Source organism: Paraburkholderia bryophila, from assembly GCF_013409255.1.
In the GTDB taxonomy this organism is placed as follows: domain Bacteria; phylum Pseudomonadota; class Gammaproteobacteria; order Burkholderiales; family Burkholderiaceae; genus Paraburkholderia.
The window spans coordinates 2,743,472-2,761,907 of the sequence record NZ_JACCAS010000001.1; the positions used below are offsets into that span (position 1 = coordinate 2,743,472).

At 63.1% G+C, this 18,436-nt stretch carries 14 protein-coding genes; 4 read left to right on the top strand and 10 right to left on the bottom strand.

Annotation, left to right across the window (positions count from 1 at the left end; translation table 11 throughout):
* Window positions 1-84: 84 nt before the first annotated feature.
* From esaR to def, 8 genes are all read right to left on the bottom strand, one after another.
* A complete protein-coding gene (esaR, locus tag GGD40_RS12200; protein ID WP_035554125.1) occupies window positions 85-774 on the bottom strand; it encodes a response regulator transcription factor EsaR in 690 nt (229 codons plus the stop codon).
* Window positions 775-3,189 (bottom strand): sensor histidine kinase, encoded by a 2,415-nt coding sequence (locus GGD40_RS12205; protein ID WP_179743845.1) that lies wholly within the window; start codon window positions 3,187-3,189, stop codon window positions 775-777.
* Window positions 3,179-3,778, bottom strand: a complete 600-nt coding sequence (locus GGD40_RS12210; RefSeq protein WP_179707390.1) for a DUF4390 domain-containing protein — start codon at window positions 3,776-3,778, stop codon at window positions 3,179-3,181. Before GGD40_RS12210 ends, GGD40_RS12205 begins: the two co-directional genes overlap by 11 nt.
* Window positions 3,775-5,214 (bottom strand): 16S rRNA (cytosine(967)-C(5))-methyltransferase RsmB, encoded by a 1,440-nt coding sequence (rsmB, locus tag GGD40_RS12215; protein ID WP_179743846.1) that lies wholly within the window; start codon window positions 5,212-5,214, stop codon window positions 3,775-3,777. The genes GGD40_RS12210 and rsmB overlap by 4 nt, the downstream gene beginning before the upstream one ends.
* Before the next feature lie 176 nt (window positions 5,215-5,390).
* Window positions 5,391-6,248, bottom strand: a complete 858-nt coding sequence (gene htpX, locus GGD40_RS12220; RefSeq protein ID WP_035554131.1) for a zinc metalloprotease HtpX — start codon at window positions 6,246-6,248, stop codon at window positions 5,391-5,393.
* 103 nt (window positions 6,249-6,351) lie between these two features.
* Window positions 6,352-6,993, bottom strand: a complete 642-nt coding sequence (locus GGD40_RS12225; RefSeq protein ID WP_179743847.1) for a LysE family translocator — start codon at window positions 6,991-6,993, stop codon at window positions 6,352-6,354.
* A 113-nt stretch (window positions 6,994-7,106) separates the two neighbouring features.
* Entirely contained in the window at window positions 7,107-8,102 is a 996-nt protein-coding gene (gene fmt / locus GGD40_RS12230) for a methionyl-tRNA formyltransferase (protein ID WP_179743848.1), read from the bottom strand.
* 31 nt (window positions 8,103-8,133) lie between these two features.
* Complete coding sequence (gene def, locus GGD40_RS12235; RefSeq protein WP_035554135.1) at window positions 8,134-8,637, bottom strand: peptide deformylase; 504 nt, start codon at window positions 8,635-8,637, stop codon at window positions 8,134-8,136.
* 243 nt (window positions 8,638-8,880) lie between these two features.
* Between def and dprA the strand changes: the two genes are divergently transcribed.
* The 3 genes from dprA to GGD40_RS12250 all read left to right on the top strand — a co-directional run bounded on the left by dprA (window position 8,881) and on the right by GGD40_RS12250 (window position 13,544).
* Window positions 8,881-10,155: a DNA-processing protein DprA gene (gene dprA / locus GGD40_RS12240; protein WP_179743849.1), complete on the top strand. Its 1,275-nt coding sequence runs from the start codon at window positions 8,881-8,883 to the stop codon at window positions 10,153-10,155.
* Between the two features lie 67 nt (window positions 10,156-10,222).
* Window positions 10,223-10,600 (top strand): thioredoxin family protein, encoded by a 378-nt coding sequence (locus tag GGD40_RS12245; RefSeq protein ID WP_179707400.1) that lies wholly within the window; start codon window positions 10,223-10,225, stop codon window positions 10,598-10,600.
* 256 nt (window positions 10,601-10,856) lie between these two features.
* Window positions 10,857-13,544, top strand: a complete 2,688-nt coding sequence (locus GGD40_RS12250; RefSeq protein WP_179743850.1) for a DNA topoisomerase III — start codon at window positions 10,857-10,859, stop codon at window positions 13,542-13,544.
* Between the two features lie 187 nt (window positions 13,545-13,731).
* Here the strand turns inward: GGD40_RS12250 and GGD40_RS12255 are convergent, their stop codons facing one another.
* Window positions 13,732-14,835: a LysR family transcriptional regulator gene (locus GGD40_RS12255; RefSeq protein WP_179707404.1), complete on the bottom strand. Its 1,104-nt coding sequence runs from the start codon at window positions 14,833-14,835 to the stop codon at window positions 13,732-13,734.
* A 343-nt stretch (window positions 14,836-15,178) separates the two neighbouring features.
* Complete coding sequence (locus GGD40_RS12260) at window positions 15,179-17,038, bottom strand: phosphoenolpyruvate carboxykinase (GTP) (protein WP_179743851.1); 1,860 nt, start codon at window positions 17,036-17,038, stop codon at window positions 15,179-15,181.
* 384 nt (window positions 17,039-17,422) lie between these two features.
* Between GGD40_RS12260 and GGD40_RS12265 the strand changes: the two genes are divergently transcribed.
* Entirely contained in the window at window positions 17,423-18,436 is a 1,014-nt protein-coding gene (locus GGD40_RS12265) for a D-2-hydroxyacid dehydrogenase family protein (RefSeq protein WP_105511733.1), read from the top strand.

Here is an 18,436-nt window from a genome sequence, read left to right on the forward strand (position 1 = left end):
AATAATATCAAAGGGTCAGCAGCAGGGCAAGCCCCTTTCTCGAAAAATCTGCACGGAGCGTATACGTAGCGCCCCGCGCGAGGTTCACTCGCCTTTGTTCTTGCCGAGATCGACACCGAGTTGCTTGAGCTTGCGATACAGGTGCGTACGCTCCAGCCCGGTCTTCTCCGCGACACGCGTCATGCTGCCGTTCTCACGCGCGAGGTGATACTCGAAGTACGCGCGCTCGAACGCATCGCGTGCGTCGCGTAGCGGAATGTCGAATGAGATCGAGGCGGTTTGCGCAGCCAGCGCGCCGCTGCCCATGCCGTCGGTGGAGAGCATCGGCAACGCGGCCGCCGAGGCCACCGCCGACGCACTGACCGGCAGCGCCGGTTTGGCCGCCGCGCCGCCCGGCGCACCCGCCGCATTGCCACGCGCGAGGCCCTGCTCGACCGCCTTCAGCAGCTTCTGCAACGCGATCGGCTTCTCGAGAAAATTGAGCGCGCCGATCTTGGTCGCTTCGACTGCGGTGTCGATCGTGGCGTGACCGGACATCATGATCACCGGCATGGTCAACTGACCTTGCGCGGCCCATTCCTTGAGCAAGGTCACGCCGTCGGTGTCGGGCATCCAGATGTCGAGCAGCACCAGATCCGGCGCCTGACGCAAACGGAATTCGCGCGCTTCCTGCGCGTTTTCCGCGGCCTCCACGACATGCCCTTCGTCGCTCAGGATCTCCGAGAGCAATTCCCGGATGCCCATTTCATCATCTACCACCAGGATGGTTGCCATTTACGCTGCCCTTGTCTGCACTGTTGCTTTTGTCTTTCCCTGCGACGCACCACCGTGCGCCGGACGCGGCCCGGCTCCGGGCGCCGCGGCATCGTCTGCCAACTGAAGGAAGAGAATCGATATCTGCGCGCCTTCGATCACGTCGCCCGCTTTCATGCGATTCCGAATGTCGATGCGCGCGCCGTGTTCGTCGACGATCTTCTTGACCATCGCAAGACCCAGACCCGTACCTTTGGCCTTGGTCGTCACGTAAGGTTCGAATGCCCGTGTGAGGATACGCGCGGGGAAGCCCGCTCCGTTATCCGACACGGTCAGACGCACCGCGACGTGGACTTTGCCTTCCGCGTCGGGGTCTCCGTATTCTACTGTCCTCGTTTCGAGCAACACACGCGGATGCTCGAGCTCAGCTACCGCATCCTGCGCGTTCTGCAGCAGGTTGTGAATCACCTGGCGCAATTGCGTCGCGTCGCCGCGGATCGCCGGCAATGCGGCAAGCTCCACCTGGATCGCGCCCTTGCCTTCCTCGATACCGTACAGCGTCAGCACTTCGCTGACCAGTTCGTTCAACTGCAAATGCGCGAGCACCGCCGGCGGCGTGCGCGCGTAGTCGCGGAAATTGTCGACCATCTGCTTCATCGCGGCGACCTGGTTGACGATCGTGGTCGCGCCGCGCTTCAACACGTCCGCATCCGACGGCGACAACTTGTCCGCGAGCTTCATCTGCAAACGCTCGGCGGAGAGCTGGATCGGCGTGAGCGGATTCTTGATCTCGTGCGCGAGGCGCCGCGCGACTTCGCCCCATGCGATTGAACGCTGGGCGGAGATCACGTCGGAGATATCGTCGAACACGACTACGTAGCCGGAGGTTTGCATGTCTTCGGCGTCGCGGTCGGTGGCGGAAACGAGACGCGCGCCGCGCACCAGCAAGGTCAACGGTTCGGTTTCGCCCGGCACCTGAATCGAGAACTGCTGCTGCCAATGGCCGCGATCGTCGTGACCGTCGCCGCTGGCGGCTTCGCGATCGGCGAACGCCTTGCGCACCATACCGCCGAATTCGCTCAACACGCCGATCTGATCGAGCGCGGAACCCATGGTCGCCTGGAACGGCTGTCGGAAAATCCGCTCGGCGCCGCGATTCGCGGTGGTGAGCCTGAACTGCCGGTCGAACACGAACACGCCGGCGGTCAGGTTCGCGAGAATGCTCTCCAGATACGCCTTGGAATGCTCTAGCGCGATGCGATTGTTCTCGACCGCCGCGCGCGCTTCCGACAACTGCCGCGTCATCGCGTTGAACGACTGCGTGAGGAAGCCCAGTTCGTCGCGCGACTTGATTTCGCGCTTCGGCGTGTAGTCGCCCTCGGTCACTTCCTTCGTGCCCTGCGCGAGCAGGAACAACGGCCGCGCCAACTGGTTGCCGAGCGCCAGCGCCAGCATCATCGCGATGAACGTGGCGAGGAACAGCGCGAGCGTCAGCGTGCCGATATACATCTTGCGCAGACCGGTGCGGCCGAGCGCCTTTTCCTGGTACTCGCGATAGGCGCGCTGCACCGCATCCGCATTACGCGCGAGCGTGGGCGACACCGGCTGCGTGAGTTGCAGGAAACGTTCGGTGGGCTGCAGCAGCGCGGCACTCGAATCGGGAATGCGCTGCACGATGCGCAGCCGCAAAGCGCCCTTGCTGCCATGCGCGTTGGGATCGCCGTCGACTTCGCCTTCGATCGCCGCATAGCCGCGACCGCGCGCCTGATCGATCATCAACGGCGTGGGCAGATCGTTCGGCACCAGCGTCGCGTAATTGCTCGAAGCCTGCGCGACGACGTGCATGTCCGGCGTCGCGCCCGACATGCTCCGCGTAGGTTCGACGATCGTCGCGTCCTGCACGCCGAACTGATCGCGCAAGCGCAGCAGCGTGAGCGTGGTGCCGGCGGCATCCGCGCTGGCGATCTGCTCGGACATCAGGCGGCCCTTGGTCTGCAGATCGGACAGCGACGCGTCGAGCATGCCGCGCCCGAGATTCAGACCCGACGTCAGCGCGGTTTCGACGTTCACGTCGAACCACGATTCGATACTGCGCGACACGAACTGATACGAGACGACGTAAATGATCCCGCCCGGCACCACGCCGACCAGCGCCATGAAGAACGCGAGTTTGGCCAGTAGCCGGGTGCCGAACTTCCCCTTTCTGAGCCGCGCGATGATGATGACGACGAGCGTCGCCACCACCAGCAGAAAGATCATCGCGACCACCAGGTTGGCCGCGTACAGCCACTGGTAATAGCGGTCGAAGAATTCGGTATTCGCGCTCGCGGCAGCGAGCAGCACGAGCAACAGCACGGCCGTGACCGCGACCGTCGACACCAGCACGCGCACGACGATGCTGCTGACACTGGTGGTTTGGCGCACTTTATTTAGCACGTTCGCTCACCGTGAAGGTAAAACGCTTCCACTCGGACGAGAGGCTCCAGTCGCGGTTGTTCACCGCGTCGATCTGGAACGGCTTGGGCATCAGCGCGATGTCGAGTTGCATGCGCACCGACGCGTTGTAGGTCTCACCGGCGTGCACGTCGTTGCGGTCGATCACATGCCACGACGTGATGTGCTTGATCACCGCGAGCGCATCTTTCAGCGTCTGGAAGCCGAGCTGCAAGCCGCCGGACGACACGCTCGACACACGGTATTCGCGCGTGAGCGGCTGAAACGACAGGCGAATGCTTTGCGACACGCTGACCGGCTGCTCGTCGAACCAGTACCAGCGCGGCCGGCTCAATTCGAAGTCGGTCGTGAAGTAAAGCGGAATGCCTTTATTGACCGCGTCTTCGAGATTGCTGTTCAGGTCGAAGTCGAAACGCGCGTCGAGATTCCAGCCGGTGTTGTCCGATTGCAGCGACGCGCGCTGCACTGCGATCGGGTCGGCGTGCGCCGCGCCCGGTGCGGCAAGCCAGAAGGCCAGCGCGATCCAGAGCACGGCAGCGAGCCGAAGCGGGAAGAAGCGTTTGATGGTCACCGTTTCTGAAAGCGCGCGTAGAAAAATCCGTCGTGGTCTGAGTTCGCGCCGGCGCGCTCTTCAACGAGTTGTCCGGCAAGGGAACCGGCCGAGGTGTCGGCGGGCGCGCGGGCGACTGAAGGGAGAAGTTGCCCCGGCGCGTCCAATCGTACCGCATCCTGGTACTTGTCTCCAAACCACTGCGCCTGTAACTCGCCTTCTTCGGGGAAGATCGAACACGTAACGTAAAGCAACTCGCCGCCAGCTTTTACGAGCGGCCACAGCGCGTCGAGAATACGGCGTTGTTCCGCGACCAGCGCGGGAATATCCGACGCGCGACGCAACCAGCGAATGTCCGGATGACGCCGCACGATGCCCGACGCCGAGCACGGCACATCGGCGAGAATGCGGTCGAACGGCTGGTCGAGGTCGTCGTGCCATTGCGCGGGCGCGCCGGCGTCGCCGATACGCACTTCCGCTTCGAGCTTGAGCCGCTGCAAGTTTTCGCCGATGCGCCGCGCGCGCGACGCATCGCTTTCGAGCGCGACGAGCTGGAGATTGGCGAGTTCGAGCAGATGGCCGGTCTTGCCGCCGGGCGCCGCGCAGGCATCGAGCACGCGCATGCCGTCGCGCACGCCGAGCAGCGGCGCGGCGAGTTGCGCGCCGGCGTCCTGCACCGAAACGATGCCCTCGCTGAAACCGGGAATGCGGTCTACCGGCATCGGCGTGGCGAGCTTGACGGCGTAGTCGCCGGCCTTGCTCGCGGGAATGTGATGGTTCTGCAGCACTTGCAGATAGGCGTCGACCGTCGAGTGACGGGCGTTCACGCGCAGTGTGAGCGGGCCTTGCGTGTTGCCGGCGGCGAGCACCGCCTGCCAGGCGTCGGGCCAGGCGCGTTTCACCGCGTCGATCCACCACGACGGGTAGCTCCAGCGGGCCACTTCGTCGGCTTGCGCGGCCGCGAGCAACGTCTCGCGCTCACGCAGGAAACTGCGCAGCACCGCGTTGACGAGCCCCTTGGCGAACGCGAATTCACGACGCGCGTTGATGGCGCCGACCGCCTGATCGACCACCGTGAACGGCGTGTACGCGGCGCTCGCTTCGTCGTCGACGAGTAGCGCGAGCGCGCAGGCAAGCACATGACCGACATGCGGCGGCGGCGCCTTCTTCACCAGCTTCGCGATCAGCCATTCGGCGGTGGCAAGACGCCGCATCGTGCGGTACGCGATGTCCTGCACCGCGCCGCGCGCGGCGGCGGCACTACCTTCAGGCGCGGAGACGAAGACGGCTTGCAGCGCGGCCGGCAAAGCCGCGCCGAGACGCACGGCGCCGACGGCCTGGCCCGCGCAGTCGAGCGCGAACGCGAGCGATTCGGGCGCAAGGTGCAGCATCGACAAACGGGATTCGCGCGGTCGCGTCGATGGAGAAGCAGAACGCGAAGAAGGCTTTGGGGTCATGAAGAAGGCAAAGACAGGCCGCACGGTACGCGCGACGCAAACAGAACACATTGTAGCGTGGCGAGGCGCGGCGGCCCGGTGCTCGCACCGCTCGCAGGCATTTGGCCGCGGCCTCGAATAAAAAAGGCGAGTCCGTGGACTCGCCTTTTATCGCAGCGCATAAGCGCCGCGAGGTGTTATTCGAAGCGCCCGGTACGCGCCATTTCCATCAAACGCGCGACGCGTTCTTCGGTAGCCGGGTGTGTCGAGAACAGCTTTCCGATGCCGCCACCCGACAGCGGATTCATGATCATCATCTGCGCGGTGGCCGGATGCTGCTCGGCGACCGGGAACGGAATACCGCTTGCGTAGCGATGAATCTTGTCGAGCGCCGAAGCGAGTGCTTGCGGATCGCCCGAAATCTGCGCGCCGCCGCGGTCCGCTTCGAATTCACGCGCGCGCGAAATCGCCATCTGAATCAGCGCGCCAGCGATCGGTGCCAGCAGCGCCACCGCAATGCCCGCGATCGGATTCGTGGAACGGCCGTTTTCGTCGCGGCTGCCGAAGAACATCGCGAAGTTCGCCAGCGCGGAAATCGCGCCCGCCATGGTGGCCGACACCGTCGAGATCAGAATGTCGCGGTGCTTCACGTGCGCCAGTTCGTGCGCCATCACGCCACGCATTTCGCGCTCGGACAGCACGCGCAGAATACCGGTGGTCGCGGCAACCGCCGCGTGCTCCGGGTTGCGGCCCGTGGCGAACGCGTTCGGCGCGTCTTCGTTGATCAGGTAGACGCGCGGCATCGGCAAATTAGCGCGCGTGGCGAGCTCGCGGACCATGCGGTAGAACTGCGGCGCGCTGGTTTCGTCGACTTCCTGCGCGTTGTACATGCGCAGCACCATCTTGTCCGAGAACCAGTACGAAAAGAAATTCATTCCCAGCGCGATCACGAGCGCGATCATCATGCCGCGCGATCCACCGATCATGCCGCCGATCACGATGAAAAGGGCCGTGATCGCGGCCATCAACATCGCGGTTTTGACCCAATTGAACATGTCTGCTACTCCTTGCCCTAACGCGGGGTTCATATCTGCGCCGCATCATGCGACGCCTGATTGTAAGCTAATTGTTAGATATGGGCGCGCGCGGAAAATTCAATCATCTTGATGCGGTGGCCAGCTTGATGCCCAAGCCGACAAAGGCGCTGCCGACGCCGCGATCCAGCCATTTCTTCAGCGACTGCTTGCCGGAGAAACGCCGCGTCACGCTACCGGCGATCCAGGCGACGAAACTGCTCCAGAGCATGCTCATCACCACGAACACGGCGCCGAGCGTGAGGAACGCAAACGCTTTGTGGTCGCTGCCCGCCGTCACGAATTGCGGGAAGAACGACACAAAGAACAGCACCACCTTGGGATTCAGCACATTGGTCCAGAAGCCTTGCAGGAACAACTGGCGCAACGACTTGGCGCCGCCGACCGCACGCGCTTCGCCCGCGACCTGGTCCGCTGCCGGTTTGGCCAGAAGCAACCGCACGCCGAGATACATCAGATAAAGAGCGCCGACAAACTTGATGACGGTAAACGCGGTGGCCGAGGCGGCCAGCACCGCGGTCAGGCCGAACGCGCAGGCGAGCGAGTGAACGCAGCAGCCCGCCGAGATGCCGAGCGCGGACATCAATCCCGCACCGCGGCCCTGTGCGACGCTGCGGCCGACGATATAGGCGGTATCCGGACCGGGCGTCACGTTCAACAGAAAGACCGCGGCGATGAAAAAGCTGAAATGGGTGATGCCGAACATGAAAATCCTCGAAACGTGGGGGACTGCATGGAGGATTCTAACGCGCGGCAGGGTCGCGGCGGAGGCCTTGAGCATCGGCCGAACGGACGATGTTCAAGGCCTGCGCGAGCCTGTTATTTTGCTTCGGGGAGCTGGAAACGCTGTCCCACGGCCAGCGTCGAGCCGGCCAGGAATTCGCGCACCGGCAGGCGCTTGCCGCCGGGTTTCTGCAACTGTGTGAGACGCAGCGCGCCTTCGCCACAAGCCACCAGCACGCCTTCGGTGGACACTTCGGTGATCGTGCCGGGTGCGCCGTCGCCCTGTGCGCTGACGGAAATCGCGGGAACCGCCGCCCAGATTTTGATTGAGGTGCCGTCTTCCAGCGTGCCGAGGCCGCCGGGGAACGGGTCAAACGCACGTACCTGGCGCGCGAGGACCGTAGCCGGGCAGCGCCAGTCGAGCGCAGCTTCCTGCTTGCCGATCTTTTCCGCATAGGTCACGCCGTCCGCCGGTTGCGGCGTGGCGGCCAGCTTGCCGCTGCGCTCAAGCTCGATCAGCGCCTCGACGATCAGCTTCGCGCCGTCTTGCGCCAGACGGTCGTGCAACGTGGCCGTGGTGTCGTCGCCGGTAATGGAGGTGCGGGCCTCGGAGATCATCGCGCCGGTGTCGAGGCCGACGTCCATCTGCATCAGCGTGATGCCGGTTTCAGCGTCGCCCGCTTCGATTGCGCGGTGAATCGGCGCGGCGCCACGCCAGCGTGGCAGCAACGAGGCGTGAATGTTGATGCAGCCCAGTCGCGGAATATCGAGCACTTCCTGCGGCAGGATCAGACCGTAGGCGGCCACGACCATCACGTCGTGCGGCGTGGCGCGCAGTTGCTCGATCGCGGCGGCCGCCTCTTCGGGATATTTGCCGGCGCGGCGCAGCGAAGGCGGCTGCGCGACAGCCAGCCCGTGCTCCTCGGCGTAACGCTTGACCGGGCTCGCCTGCAATTTCATGCCGCGCCCTGCGGGACGGTCCGGCTGGGTCAGCACGAGCGGCACCGCAAAGCCGGCGCTGTGGATCGCGGCCAGTGCGGCTGCGGCGAACTCCGGCGTACCGGCAAAGATAACGCGCAACGAATGACTCATGGACGGGGACAGGTGGCGAGGTGGACGCGCATTACATCGCGTGGGCGAGCTTTTTCATCTTGCTCTTGATGCGCGTCTGCTTCAGCGACGACAGGTACTCGACGAACACGCGGCCCATCAGGTGATCCATTTCGTGCTGGATGCACACCGCGAGCAGGCCTTCACAGTCCAGCTCGAAGGTTTCGCCCTTCTCGTTCAACGCCCGCACGCGCACTTGCTCGGCGCGCTCGACATTGTCGTAAATACCCGGCACCGACAGGCAACCCTCTTCCGACAGCTTTCTTTCGTCGCTCGACCAGATGATTTCCGGGTTGATGAACGCGAGCAGTTCGTTGTGATCGTCCGACACGTCGATCACGATCACGCGCTCGTGCACGTCGACCTGGGTCGCGGCAAGACCGACGCCGGGCGCCGCGTACATGGTTTCAGCCATGTCTTTGACAAGGCGGCGAATGCGGTCGTTGACCGCCGCGACCGGCTTCGCGATCTTGTGCAGCCGTTTGTCCGGGTAATTGAGGATGTTCAGTAAAGCCATGATCTTGAGTGTGTTTTTAGGCGCCGCTGACCGTTGTGAGGCCCGCGTTAGCCATTCGGCCAGGTTGTGGACGCGCCGCGTTACGCACAGGATAGATGGTGTCGAACCGGTTCGATTCAACGCGCCAGGTGCGCTAGACGACGAGCCCGCGCGGGTTGGCGCGGCGCTGCAGTTATTTCGGATGATGAAAATTTTAGCATGGCGCCCGCCTGCCCGCTGGCCCTGCAGGAGGATCGACTCGCAATGCACAGCTTGCCTGCAACCGATTTTGAAATCGCCGCCTGGCTGCGGCTTTCGCTCGCGCCCGGTCTGAAACCAGCGGCGCTGCGTCTGTTGTTGACCGCTTTTGGACTGCCGGAAGCGATTTTCGACCAACCACCGGCCGCACTGGCAGCGGTCGCCGGCGAGGCCGCAGCGCGCGCGGCGCTGGCGCCGACCGGTCCGGAATTCGACGCCCAGCTCGACGCCGTGCTCGCGTGGCGCGAACTGGCCGGTAACCAGGTCGTCATGCTCGATGACCCCGCTTACCCGCCCGCGCTGCTGACCATGCCCGATCCACCGCCGCTGCTATATATAAAGGGCCGGCTGGATCTGCTGCATACGCGCGCGGTTGCGCTGGTGGGCAGCCGCAGCGCGACGCCGCAAGGCGTCGAAGACGCGGAGCGCTTCGCGCGGGCGTTGTCGGCGGCCGGCGTGACCATCGTGTCGGGGCTGGCGCTCGGCATCGACGGCGCCGCGCATCGGGGCGCCCTGGAGGGCGTGGGCGGGACCGTCGCCGTGATCGGCACCGGCGCGGATCTGGTGTACCCGTCGGCGCATCACGCGCTGGCGCGGCAGATCGCGGTGAAGGGCGTGATTCTCTCTGAATGGCCGCTCGGCACACCCGCGCGCGCCGCCAACTTCCCGCAACGTAATCGGCTGATCGCCGGATTGGTCAGCGGCGTGGTGATCGTCGAGGCAGCGATGCGCTCCGGCTCGCTGATTACCGCAAGGCTGGCCAACGAAATGGGACGCGACATCTTCGCGTTGCCGGGATCGATTCACGCGCCGCTCTCGCGCGGATGTCATCGGATCATCAAGCAGGGGGCCAAGCTGGTGGAGACGCCGGACGAAATACTGGAAGAGCTTGGTTTCACGCAGCGACCGACCGCCAAGGCTGGCTCTGCGGCATCGCTACACGCGCTTTTTGGCGACGGGGTCGAACAACCGGGCGCGCTTCCTCAGGCTGGGGCAGCCTTAGCGGCGGAACACGCGGCAACTCGCGAAAACGCCGCCCACGCGGCCACACGAGCAACGGCGTCATCTGCGCGTCCACCGAGCGCCGAGGCCCAGCAACTCCTCGCTGCGCTCGGTCATTCACCCACCACGCTTGAAATTCTTGCGACCCGCACCGAGATGGAGGACACCGCTTTACAAACCACCTTGCTGCAACTCGAACTCGCCGGCCAGGTGACGATGCTGCCCGGCGGCCGCTTCATGCGGGCAAGCCACGACCGACCTCGCCTTGACCAAGGTTGACCACTCTCGCGGATCGACCATGCTACATTCGCGCCAAAGCACTCGACAAAGTACGTAAGGAACCACCATGCCCGCGCTGAACCTCGACACCGACCAAGACCGGATCGCCGAGCGCGTCAACGAGCCCGACACGCTGTTCGTCGCCTGCCTGTGCGCGGAGTGGTGCGGAACCTGTCGCGACTATCAGGACGCCTTCGACAAGCTGGCCGATCGTCACCCGGATATCTGTTTCGCATGGATCGACATTGAAACCCATGCGGACCGTTTCGACGATCTGGACGTCGAGAATTTCCCGACCATCCTGATCGAAGACTCGGTCACGACACGATTCTTCGGCACGGTATTGCCACAGGCGGCGATTGTGGAACGGATGTTGTCGGATCTGACGGCCGTGCCCGGCGTCAGCGGCGCGCCTAAATTGCGGCCGGCGCTCCAGGTGGCCTGATGAGGCAGCCTGAAACCGCAACGCCCAAGCCTTGCGGCACAAGCGTTGCGAGCAGGTCACGGCGTGTTTTCCATAACTTGCCCGAGCGCGGAGCCCGCAATTAAGATGGCGCGCTTTTATGGCACTTGACACGTCGCCTTCGCGGCGTGTGCTATAAAGCGGTCGTTAATGGGTCGCAAAGGTCGCAAACGAGGGTCGCGCGAATAACCGCGCACTCAAGGCCATCAACCCGGATCTACCAACCTCACATCGAGTCATGTCCAAAGCACTGATCATCGCCGAAAAGCCTTCCGTCGCGAACGACATCGCGAAGGCTTTGGGCGGCTTTACCAAGCATGACGAATACTACGAAAGCGACGACTACGTCCTTTCCTCGGCAGTCGGCCACCTGCTGGAAATCGCCGCGCCCGAAGACTATGAAGTCAAACGCGGCAAGTGGAGTTTCGCCAATCTGCCTGTCATTCCGCCGCATTTCGACCTCAATCCGATCGCCAAGAGCGAGTCGCGCCTGAAGGTGCTGACCAAGCTGCTCAAGCGTAAAGACGTCGACCGCCTGATCAACGCATGTGACGCGGGGCGCGAGGGCGAGCTGATTTTCCGCCTGATCGCGCAACACGCGAAGGCCAAACAGCCGGTGCAGCGCCTGTGGCTGCAATCCATGACGGCCGGCTCGATCCGCGACGGCTTCGCCCGTCTGCGTAGCGACGAAGAGATGCAGCCGCTGGCCGATGCCGCGCGTTGCCGCTCGGAAGCCGACTGGCTGGTCGGCATCAACGGCACGCGGGCCATGACCGCTTTCAATAGCAAGGGCGGCGGCTTCTTCCTGACCACGGTCGGGCGGGTGCAGACGCCGACGCTGTCGATCGTGGTCGAGCGCGAAGAAAAAATTCGCCGCTTCGTGGCGCGCGACTATTGGGAAGTGAAGGCGGAGTTCGTCTGCGCCGGCGGTTTCTACGAAGGCCGTTGGTACGATCCGAAATTCAAGCGCGACGAGTTCGATCCGGAAAAGCGCGATTCGCGTCTGTGGGCGCTGCCCGCGGCCGAAACGATCGTTGCCGCCTGCCGCGGCCAGATCGGCAAGGTCAGCGAAGAATCGAAGCCGTCCACGCAACTCTCGCCGGCGCTGTTCGACCTGACCAGCCTGCAACGCGAGGCCAATGGCCGCTTCGGCTTCTCCGCGAAAAACACGCTGGGCCTCGCCCAGGCGCTGTACGAAAAGCACAAGGTCCTGACCTATCCCCGTACCGACGCGCGCGCGCTGCCGGAAGACTATCTGGATACGGTCAAAGACACGCTCGGCATGCTCAAGGAGAGCAACAACTATCTGCCGTTTGCCAAGCAGGTGTTGGACAAGGGCTGGGTGAAGCCGAACAAGCGCATCTTCGACAACTCGAAGATCAGCGATCACTTCGCAATCATCCCGACGGCGCAAGCGCCGAAGAACCTCTCCGAGCCGGAACAGAAGCTCTACGACCTGGTCGTGAAGCGGTTCCTGTCGGTGTTCTTCCCGGCCGCCGAATATCGCGTGACGACGCGGATCACGGAAGTGGTCGGCCATCACTTCAAGACGGAAGGCAAGGTACTGGTCGAGCCGGGCTGGCTGCAGGTCTACGGCCGCGAAATCAGCGGTGAAGACGCGAACCTCGTGCCGGTGCAGAAGGACGAGAAGGTCAAGACCGACAAGATCGCCGCCCAGCAACTGGTGACGAAGCCGCCCGCACGCTACAACGAAGCGACCTTGCTGTCGGCCATGGAAGGCGCAGGCAAGCTCGTCGAAGACGACGAACTGCGCGAAGCGATGGCGGCCAAGGGGCTCGGCACGCCGGCCACGCGCGCCGCGATTATCGAAGGTCTGCTCGGCGAAAAGTATCTGATCCGCGAAGGCCGCGATCTGATTCCGACCGCCAAGGCATTCCAGTTGATGACGCTATTGCGCGGCCTCGGCGTGAAAGAACTGACCGCACCGGAATTGACCGGCGAGTGGGAATACAAGCTCTCGCAAATGGAACGCGGCAACCTGCCGCGCGACGCGTTCATGCAGGAAATCGCCCGCATGACGCAGACCATCGTCAAGCGCGCGAAAGAATACGATTCCGACACGATCCCGGGTGATTACGCGACGTTAGAGACGCCGTGTCCGAACTGCGGCGGTCAGGTGAAGGAAAACTACCGGCGCTTCGCCTGCTCGAAATGCGAGTTTTCGATTTCGAAGATTCCGGGTGGACGCCAGTTCGAAATTCCGGAAGTCGAAGAGCTGCTGCAGAACAAGACGATCGGGCCGCTGTCGGGTTTCCGCAGCAAGATGGGCCGTCCGTTCTCGGCGATTCTGAAGCTGTCGCTCGACGACGAGATCAAGAACTACAAGCTCGAGTTCGACTTCGGCCAGGATTCGGGCGGCGAAGATGGCGAACCGCCTGATTTCTCCGACCAGCAGTCGGTGGGCGCGTGTCCGAAGTGCAAGGGCCGCGTGTTCGAACACGGCATGAGCTATGTCTGCGAGAACTCGGTTGCGAATCCGAAGACCTGCGACTTCCGTTCGGGCAAGGTGATCCTGCAGCAGGAAATGTCCCGCGAACAGATGGCGAAGCTGCTCGAAGAAGGCCGTACGGACCTGCTGACGAACTTCAAGTCGTCGCGCACCGGTCGCAACTTCAAGGCGTTCCTCGTCAAGCAGAACGACGGCAAGATCGGCTTCGAGTTCGAGAAGAAGGAACCGTCCGCCAAGACAGTGGCGAAAAACGCGGCGGCGAAGTCGGCTGCCAAGGCGGCGCCGGATTCGGAATCGGACGACGACGAAGGGTCTGTCGCGGTGAAGGCCGTGCCGGCTGCCAAGAAGATCGCAGCGAAGAAAGCGCCTGCGGCCAAGAAGGCGGCCACTAAAACTGCAGCGGCAGCCAAGAAAGCACCGGCGAAGAAAACCGTGGCGCGTAAAACCGGCTCCTGATCCAGGCCACCAAGGCTGGAGGCAGCGTTTGCTTCCAGCCAGCTTCATAGATTTGGAGTCGCGCAGTCTCCGCCGCGCCACGAAAAAAGGCGCAGTCACTTCCGTGACTGCGCCTTTTTCTTTGTCCGCCGGAGCGCGGCTATTGCGCGCCGCGCCCGGCTTCCGAGCCTGATCGATCCACCCGCACTTACAGCGGCGACAAAACCGTCGGTCGCGCGCGAGCGGTCGTCGTGGCCAACGTCGTGGTCGGCATCGGCGATAACTCGCTGTCCAGCAGGCGAGACAGCGGCTCAGCGCCGTCGAACGCTTCCGGCGGCATGTGATCCGACGATTCGAACGCCGACGACGTGTCGGGCCGTCCAAGGCCGTCCTTGATCCACTGTTCGCCGAGCAGGCTGTTCGGCGTCTGGCTGAAATGCTCGACCAGATGATCGATGAACGTGCGGACCTTCGCCGGCAAGTGACGGCGGCTCGGGTACGCAATGTTGATCTCAACCTGCGGCAAACGGTAATCGCCGAGCAAACGTACCAGCCGGCCACGCGTCATGTCACGGCCGATCAGATAGCTGGGCAGAATCGCGATGCCCATGCCGAGCAACGCGAACTGCCGGAGCATTTCCGTATTGTTCGCCACGATTACGTTCGACGGTCGCACACGCACCTCGCCTTCCGGGCCCGTGAACACACGCTCGTCGCCCCAATATTCGGACGGCAAGCTCAGGCACGGATGCTCCAGCAGGTGCTCGGGACGCGTCGGCATGCCGTGCTTCTCGAGATACGCCGGCGTGGCGCACACCGTCATGCAACCCGTGGTGAGACGCCGCGTGACGATGCTCGCGCTGCGCATCTGCCGCGCGATCACGACGCCCACGTCGAAGCCTTCTTCGACCAGGTCGACCTGACGATCGACCAGCGTGACATCGGGAATGACTTTCGGGTAACGCTCCGCGTACGTCTGAAGCACGGGCGCGAGGTTGTGTAGCCCGAACACCACCGGCGCGACGATTCTCAGCGTACCGACGGGTTCGTGATTGCGCGCCACCACCATCTGCTCGACGTCTTCCAGTTCGTCGAGAATCTGGCGCGCGCGCTCGAGATAAACCTGACCCGATTCGGTCAGAGACAAGCTGCGGGTTGTGCGATTGAGCAGCCGCGTACCAAGACGCCCTTCGAGGTCGGCAACGTGACGGGTGGCAACTGCGTTGGAAATATCCATCGCGCTCGCAGCGCGGGCAAAACTGCCGAGATCCGCCACTCTGACGAAAACTCGCATCGACTGCAAATGATCCATAAGACAACTCCTGCCGTGTTACAGCTTCCTGACAATTAGTGAAAACCAGTGAAGCGAACTTGGAATTCTCCTACGACTCGCGAAATCGTGCAGAAGTTGCCCGCAAAAGCGGAAATATTGTCGATTTCTGTGCGACTGTACTCACCAATGTGGGGCGCGACCACCCATTATTCCGAAAAAAGAAACAATCTGCTGCGCTGCAGCTTGCACTGTCTTTTTTGTTCGAACAGACGTAATGATTGTCCGGGCGTTGCGGAATCGGAAAAAATCGCGATGCGGGAGGCGTGAGACAAAGAAAAACCGCCCGAGGGCGGCTTTTCTTGCGAAGTGAATACTCACGTGATCAGGCAGAGAGTTTCTGTTCCAGCGAGCGTTTAGCTTCCGTCAGGGCGGTCGGCAAGCCTTGCTGCAGTGTGTCAAAAAGCTCGGCATGCAGCGCGAGTTCGTCGCGCCATGCTGCGTCGTCGACGGAAATCACCTGCTCGAATTGCTCGCGGCTGAAGTTCAGCCCGCTCCAGTCGATGTCGTCATAGCGCGGCGACACGCCAAACGCGTGCTCCTCACCTTCAGCAACCGTGCCCTCGATACGGCCAACCATCCAGCCCAACACGCGCATATTCTCGCCGAAGCCCGGCCAGACGAACTTGCCGTCCGCGCCCTTGCGGAACCAGTTGACGCAGAAGATTTTCGGCAGCTTCGCGTTCAATTGCGCCAGACGCTCGCCGGTTTTCAGCCAGTGGCTGAAGTAGTCGCTCATGTTGTAGCCGCAGAACGGCAGCATCGCGAACGGGTCGCGGCGCACCACGCCCTGCTGACCGGCCGCGGCAGCGGTGGTCTCGGAGCCCATGGTCGCGGCCATGTAGACGCCTTCGACCCAGTTGCGCGCTTCGGTGACGAGCGGCACGGTCGTGGAACGGCGGCCGCCGAAGATAAACGCGTCGAGCGCGACGCCCGCCGGGTTTTCCCAGTCGGCGTCGATCGACGGACATTGCGCGGCCGGCGCCGTGAAGCGCGCATTCGGATGCGCCGCCTTGCGGCCGCTCTCCTTCGCGGCGGCCGGCGTCCAGTCCTTGCCCTGCCAGTCGATCAGGTGCGCGGGCGCTTCGTCGGTCATGCCTTCCCACCAGACGTCGCCGTCGTCGGTCAGCGCCACGTTCGTGAAGATCACGTTCTCTTTCAACGTGGCCATGGCGTTGAAGTTGGTCTTTTCGCTGGTGCCCGGCGCGACGCCGAAGTAGCCGGCTTCCGGATTGATCGCGTAAAGGCGGCCGTCCTTGCCCGGCTTGATCCACGCGATATCGTCGCCAATCGTGGAAATTTTCCAGCCGTTCAAGCCTTCCGGCGGGATCAGCATCGCGAAGTTGGTCTTGCCGCACGCCGACGGAAACGCCGCCGCCACGTGATGCTTGCGCCCTTGCGGCGACGTGACGCCGAGAATCAGCATGTGTTCGGCGAGCCAGCCTTCGGCGCGGCCCATGGTCGACGCAATGCGCAGCGCGAAGCACTTCTTGCCGAGCAGCGCGTTGCCGCCGTAGCCCGAGCCATAGCTCCAGATTTCGCGCGACTCGGGAAAATGGACGATGTATTTGGTGTCGTTGCACGGCCACGGCACGTCTTTCGCGCCGGCCGCCAACGGCGCGCCGACCGAATGCACGCAGGGCACGAACTCGCCGTCTTCGCCGAGCACGTCGTACACCTGGCGGCCCATGCGCGTCATGATGCGCATGTTCGTCACCACGTACGGGCTGTCGCTCAATTCAACGCCGATGTGCGCAATCGGCGAACCCAGCGGGCCCATCGAGAACGGCACCACGTACATCGTGCGGCCGCGCATCGCGCCGTCGAACAGACCGTCGAGCGTGGAGCGCATTTCCGCCGGGGCGATCCAGTTATTGGTGGGGCCGGCGTCTTCGCGGCGTGGCGAGCAGATGAACGTGCGGTCTTCGACGCGCGCCACGTCGGACGGATCGGACCAGGCAAGGTAAGAGTTGGGACGTTTCGCGGGATTGAGCTTTCTGAGGGTGCCCGCTTCGACCATTTGCGCACACAAGCGGTCGTATTCCTCCTGCGAGCCGTCACACCAGACGATCTGGTCGGGCTTGGTCAGCGCGGCGACGCGCTGGACCCAGTCGAGCAGCTTTCGGTGTTTGACCCACGCAGGCGCCTCGATTACGGGCTGTCCTTCGAATGAGGGATGGTTCATCGACTTGTCTCCGTTTTGAAAGCGAATAGAAAAACGGTACAAGCCCAAGGGGACGCTGCATGCGAGAGGCGTTCAATTCTTCGCGCCGGGAGACTGCCTGAACCGGCGCGCAAATAATTGTGCAGGTCATCATGGGCCACACAGCCTGCTGCGCGGAGGCATCCACCGACGGTTGTCTGCAACCGTCTGTAAAGCGGCTTGCCTCAACACGCAACAAACTGTTAAAAACGATGTCAATCGGCCTTTCCGTGGCGCAGCCGTTCTACGCGGCAGCTTCTACGGTAAGGCATCCAGCCAGTCCGGCATGTGACCTAGGTCACATGGTGGGACAGTCAGCATAACACTCCGTTCCGCACCGTCATGGTGCGCCGCAAGACACATACCATGAAGATTGCCATCCTCGACGATTACCAGGACGCCGTTCGTAAGCTCGACTGCTTTCAATTGCTGGCCGACCATGAGGTCAAAGTTTTTAACAACACCGTCCGCGGTCTCGGCCAACTGGCGAGTCGTCTTTCCGAAGTCGACGCACTGGTGCTGATTCGCGAACGTACCCGCATCAACTCGCAACTCCTCGATAAACTGCCGCGTTTGCGCATGATCAGCCAAACCGGCAAGGTCTCCAGCCATATCGATCTGGCGGCCTGTACCGAGCGCGGCATCGCCGTGCTTGAAGGCAGCGGTTCGCCGATCGCGCCGGCCGAGCTGACGTGGGCTCTCATCATGGCGGCCCAGCGGCGCATTCCGCAATACGTGGCAAACCTTAAGCAAGGGGCCTGGCAGCAGTCGGGTTTGAAGACGTCCGCGCTGCCGCCGAACTTCGGTTTGGGTCAGGTGTTGCGTGGCCAGACGTTAGGGATTTGGGGCTACGGCAAGATTGGTCGCCTGCTCGCCGGGTATGGCAAGGCGTTCGGCATGAACGTGCTGATCTGGGGCCGCGAGCATTCGCGCGAAGCTGCGCGCGCCGACGGCTACGGCGTCGCCGAAAGTCGCGAAGCGTTGTTCGAACAAAGCGATGTGCTGTCCTTACACCTGCGTCTGCATGACGACACGCGCGGCATCGTCAAGCAGGAAGACCTGATGCGGATGAAGCCGACCGCCTTGCTCGTGAATACGAGCCGCGCCGAGTTGCTCGATGAAAACGCGCTGGTGAACGCGCTGTCGCACAACCGTCCGGGGATGGTCGCGATCGATGTGTATGAAAGCGAACCGATTCTGCAAGGCTACAGCCTGCTGCGCATGGAGAACGTGATCTGCACGCCGCACATTGGCTATGTGGAGCGCGAGAGCTACGAGCTTTACTTCACCGCGGCGTTCCAGAACATTCTCGCGTTCGACGCCGGCGATACGGCCAGCGTGGCGAATCCGGAAGCGTTGCAGGGCGGTCGGCGGCGGTAA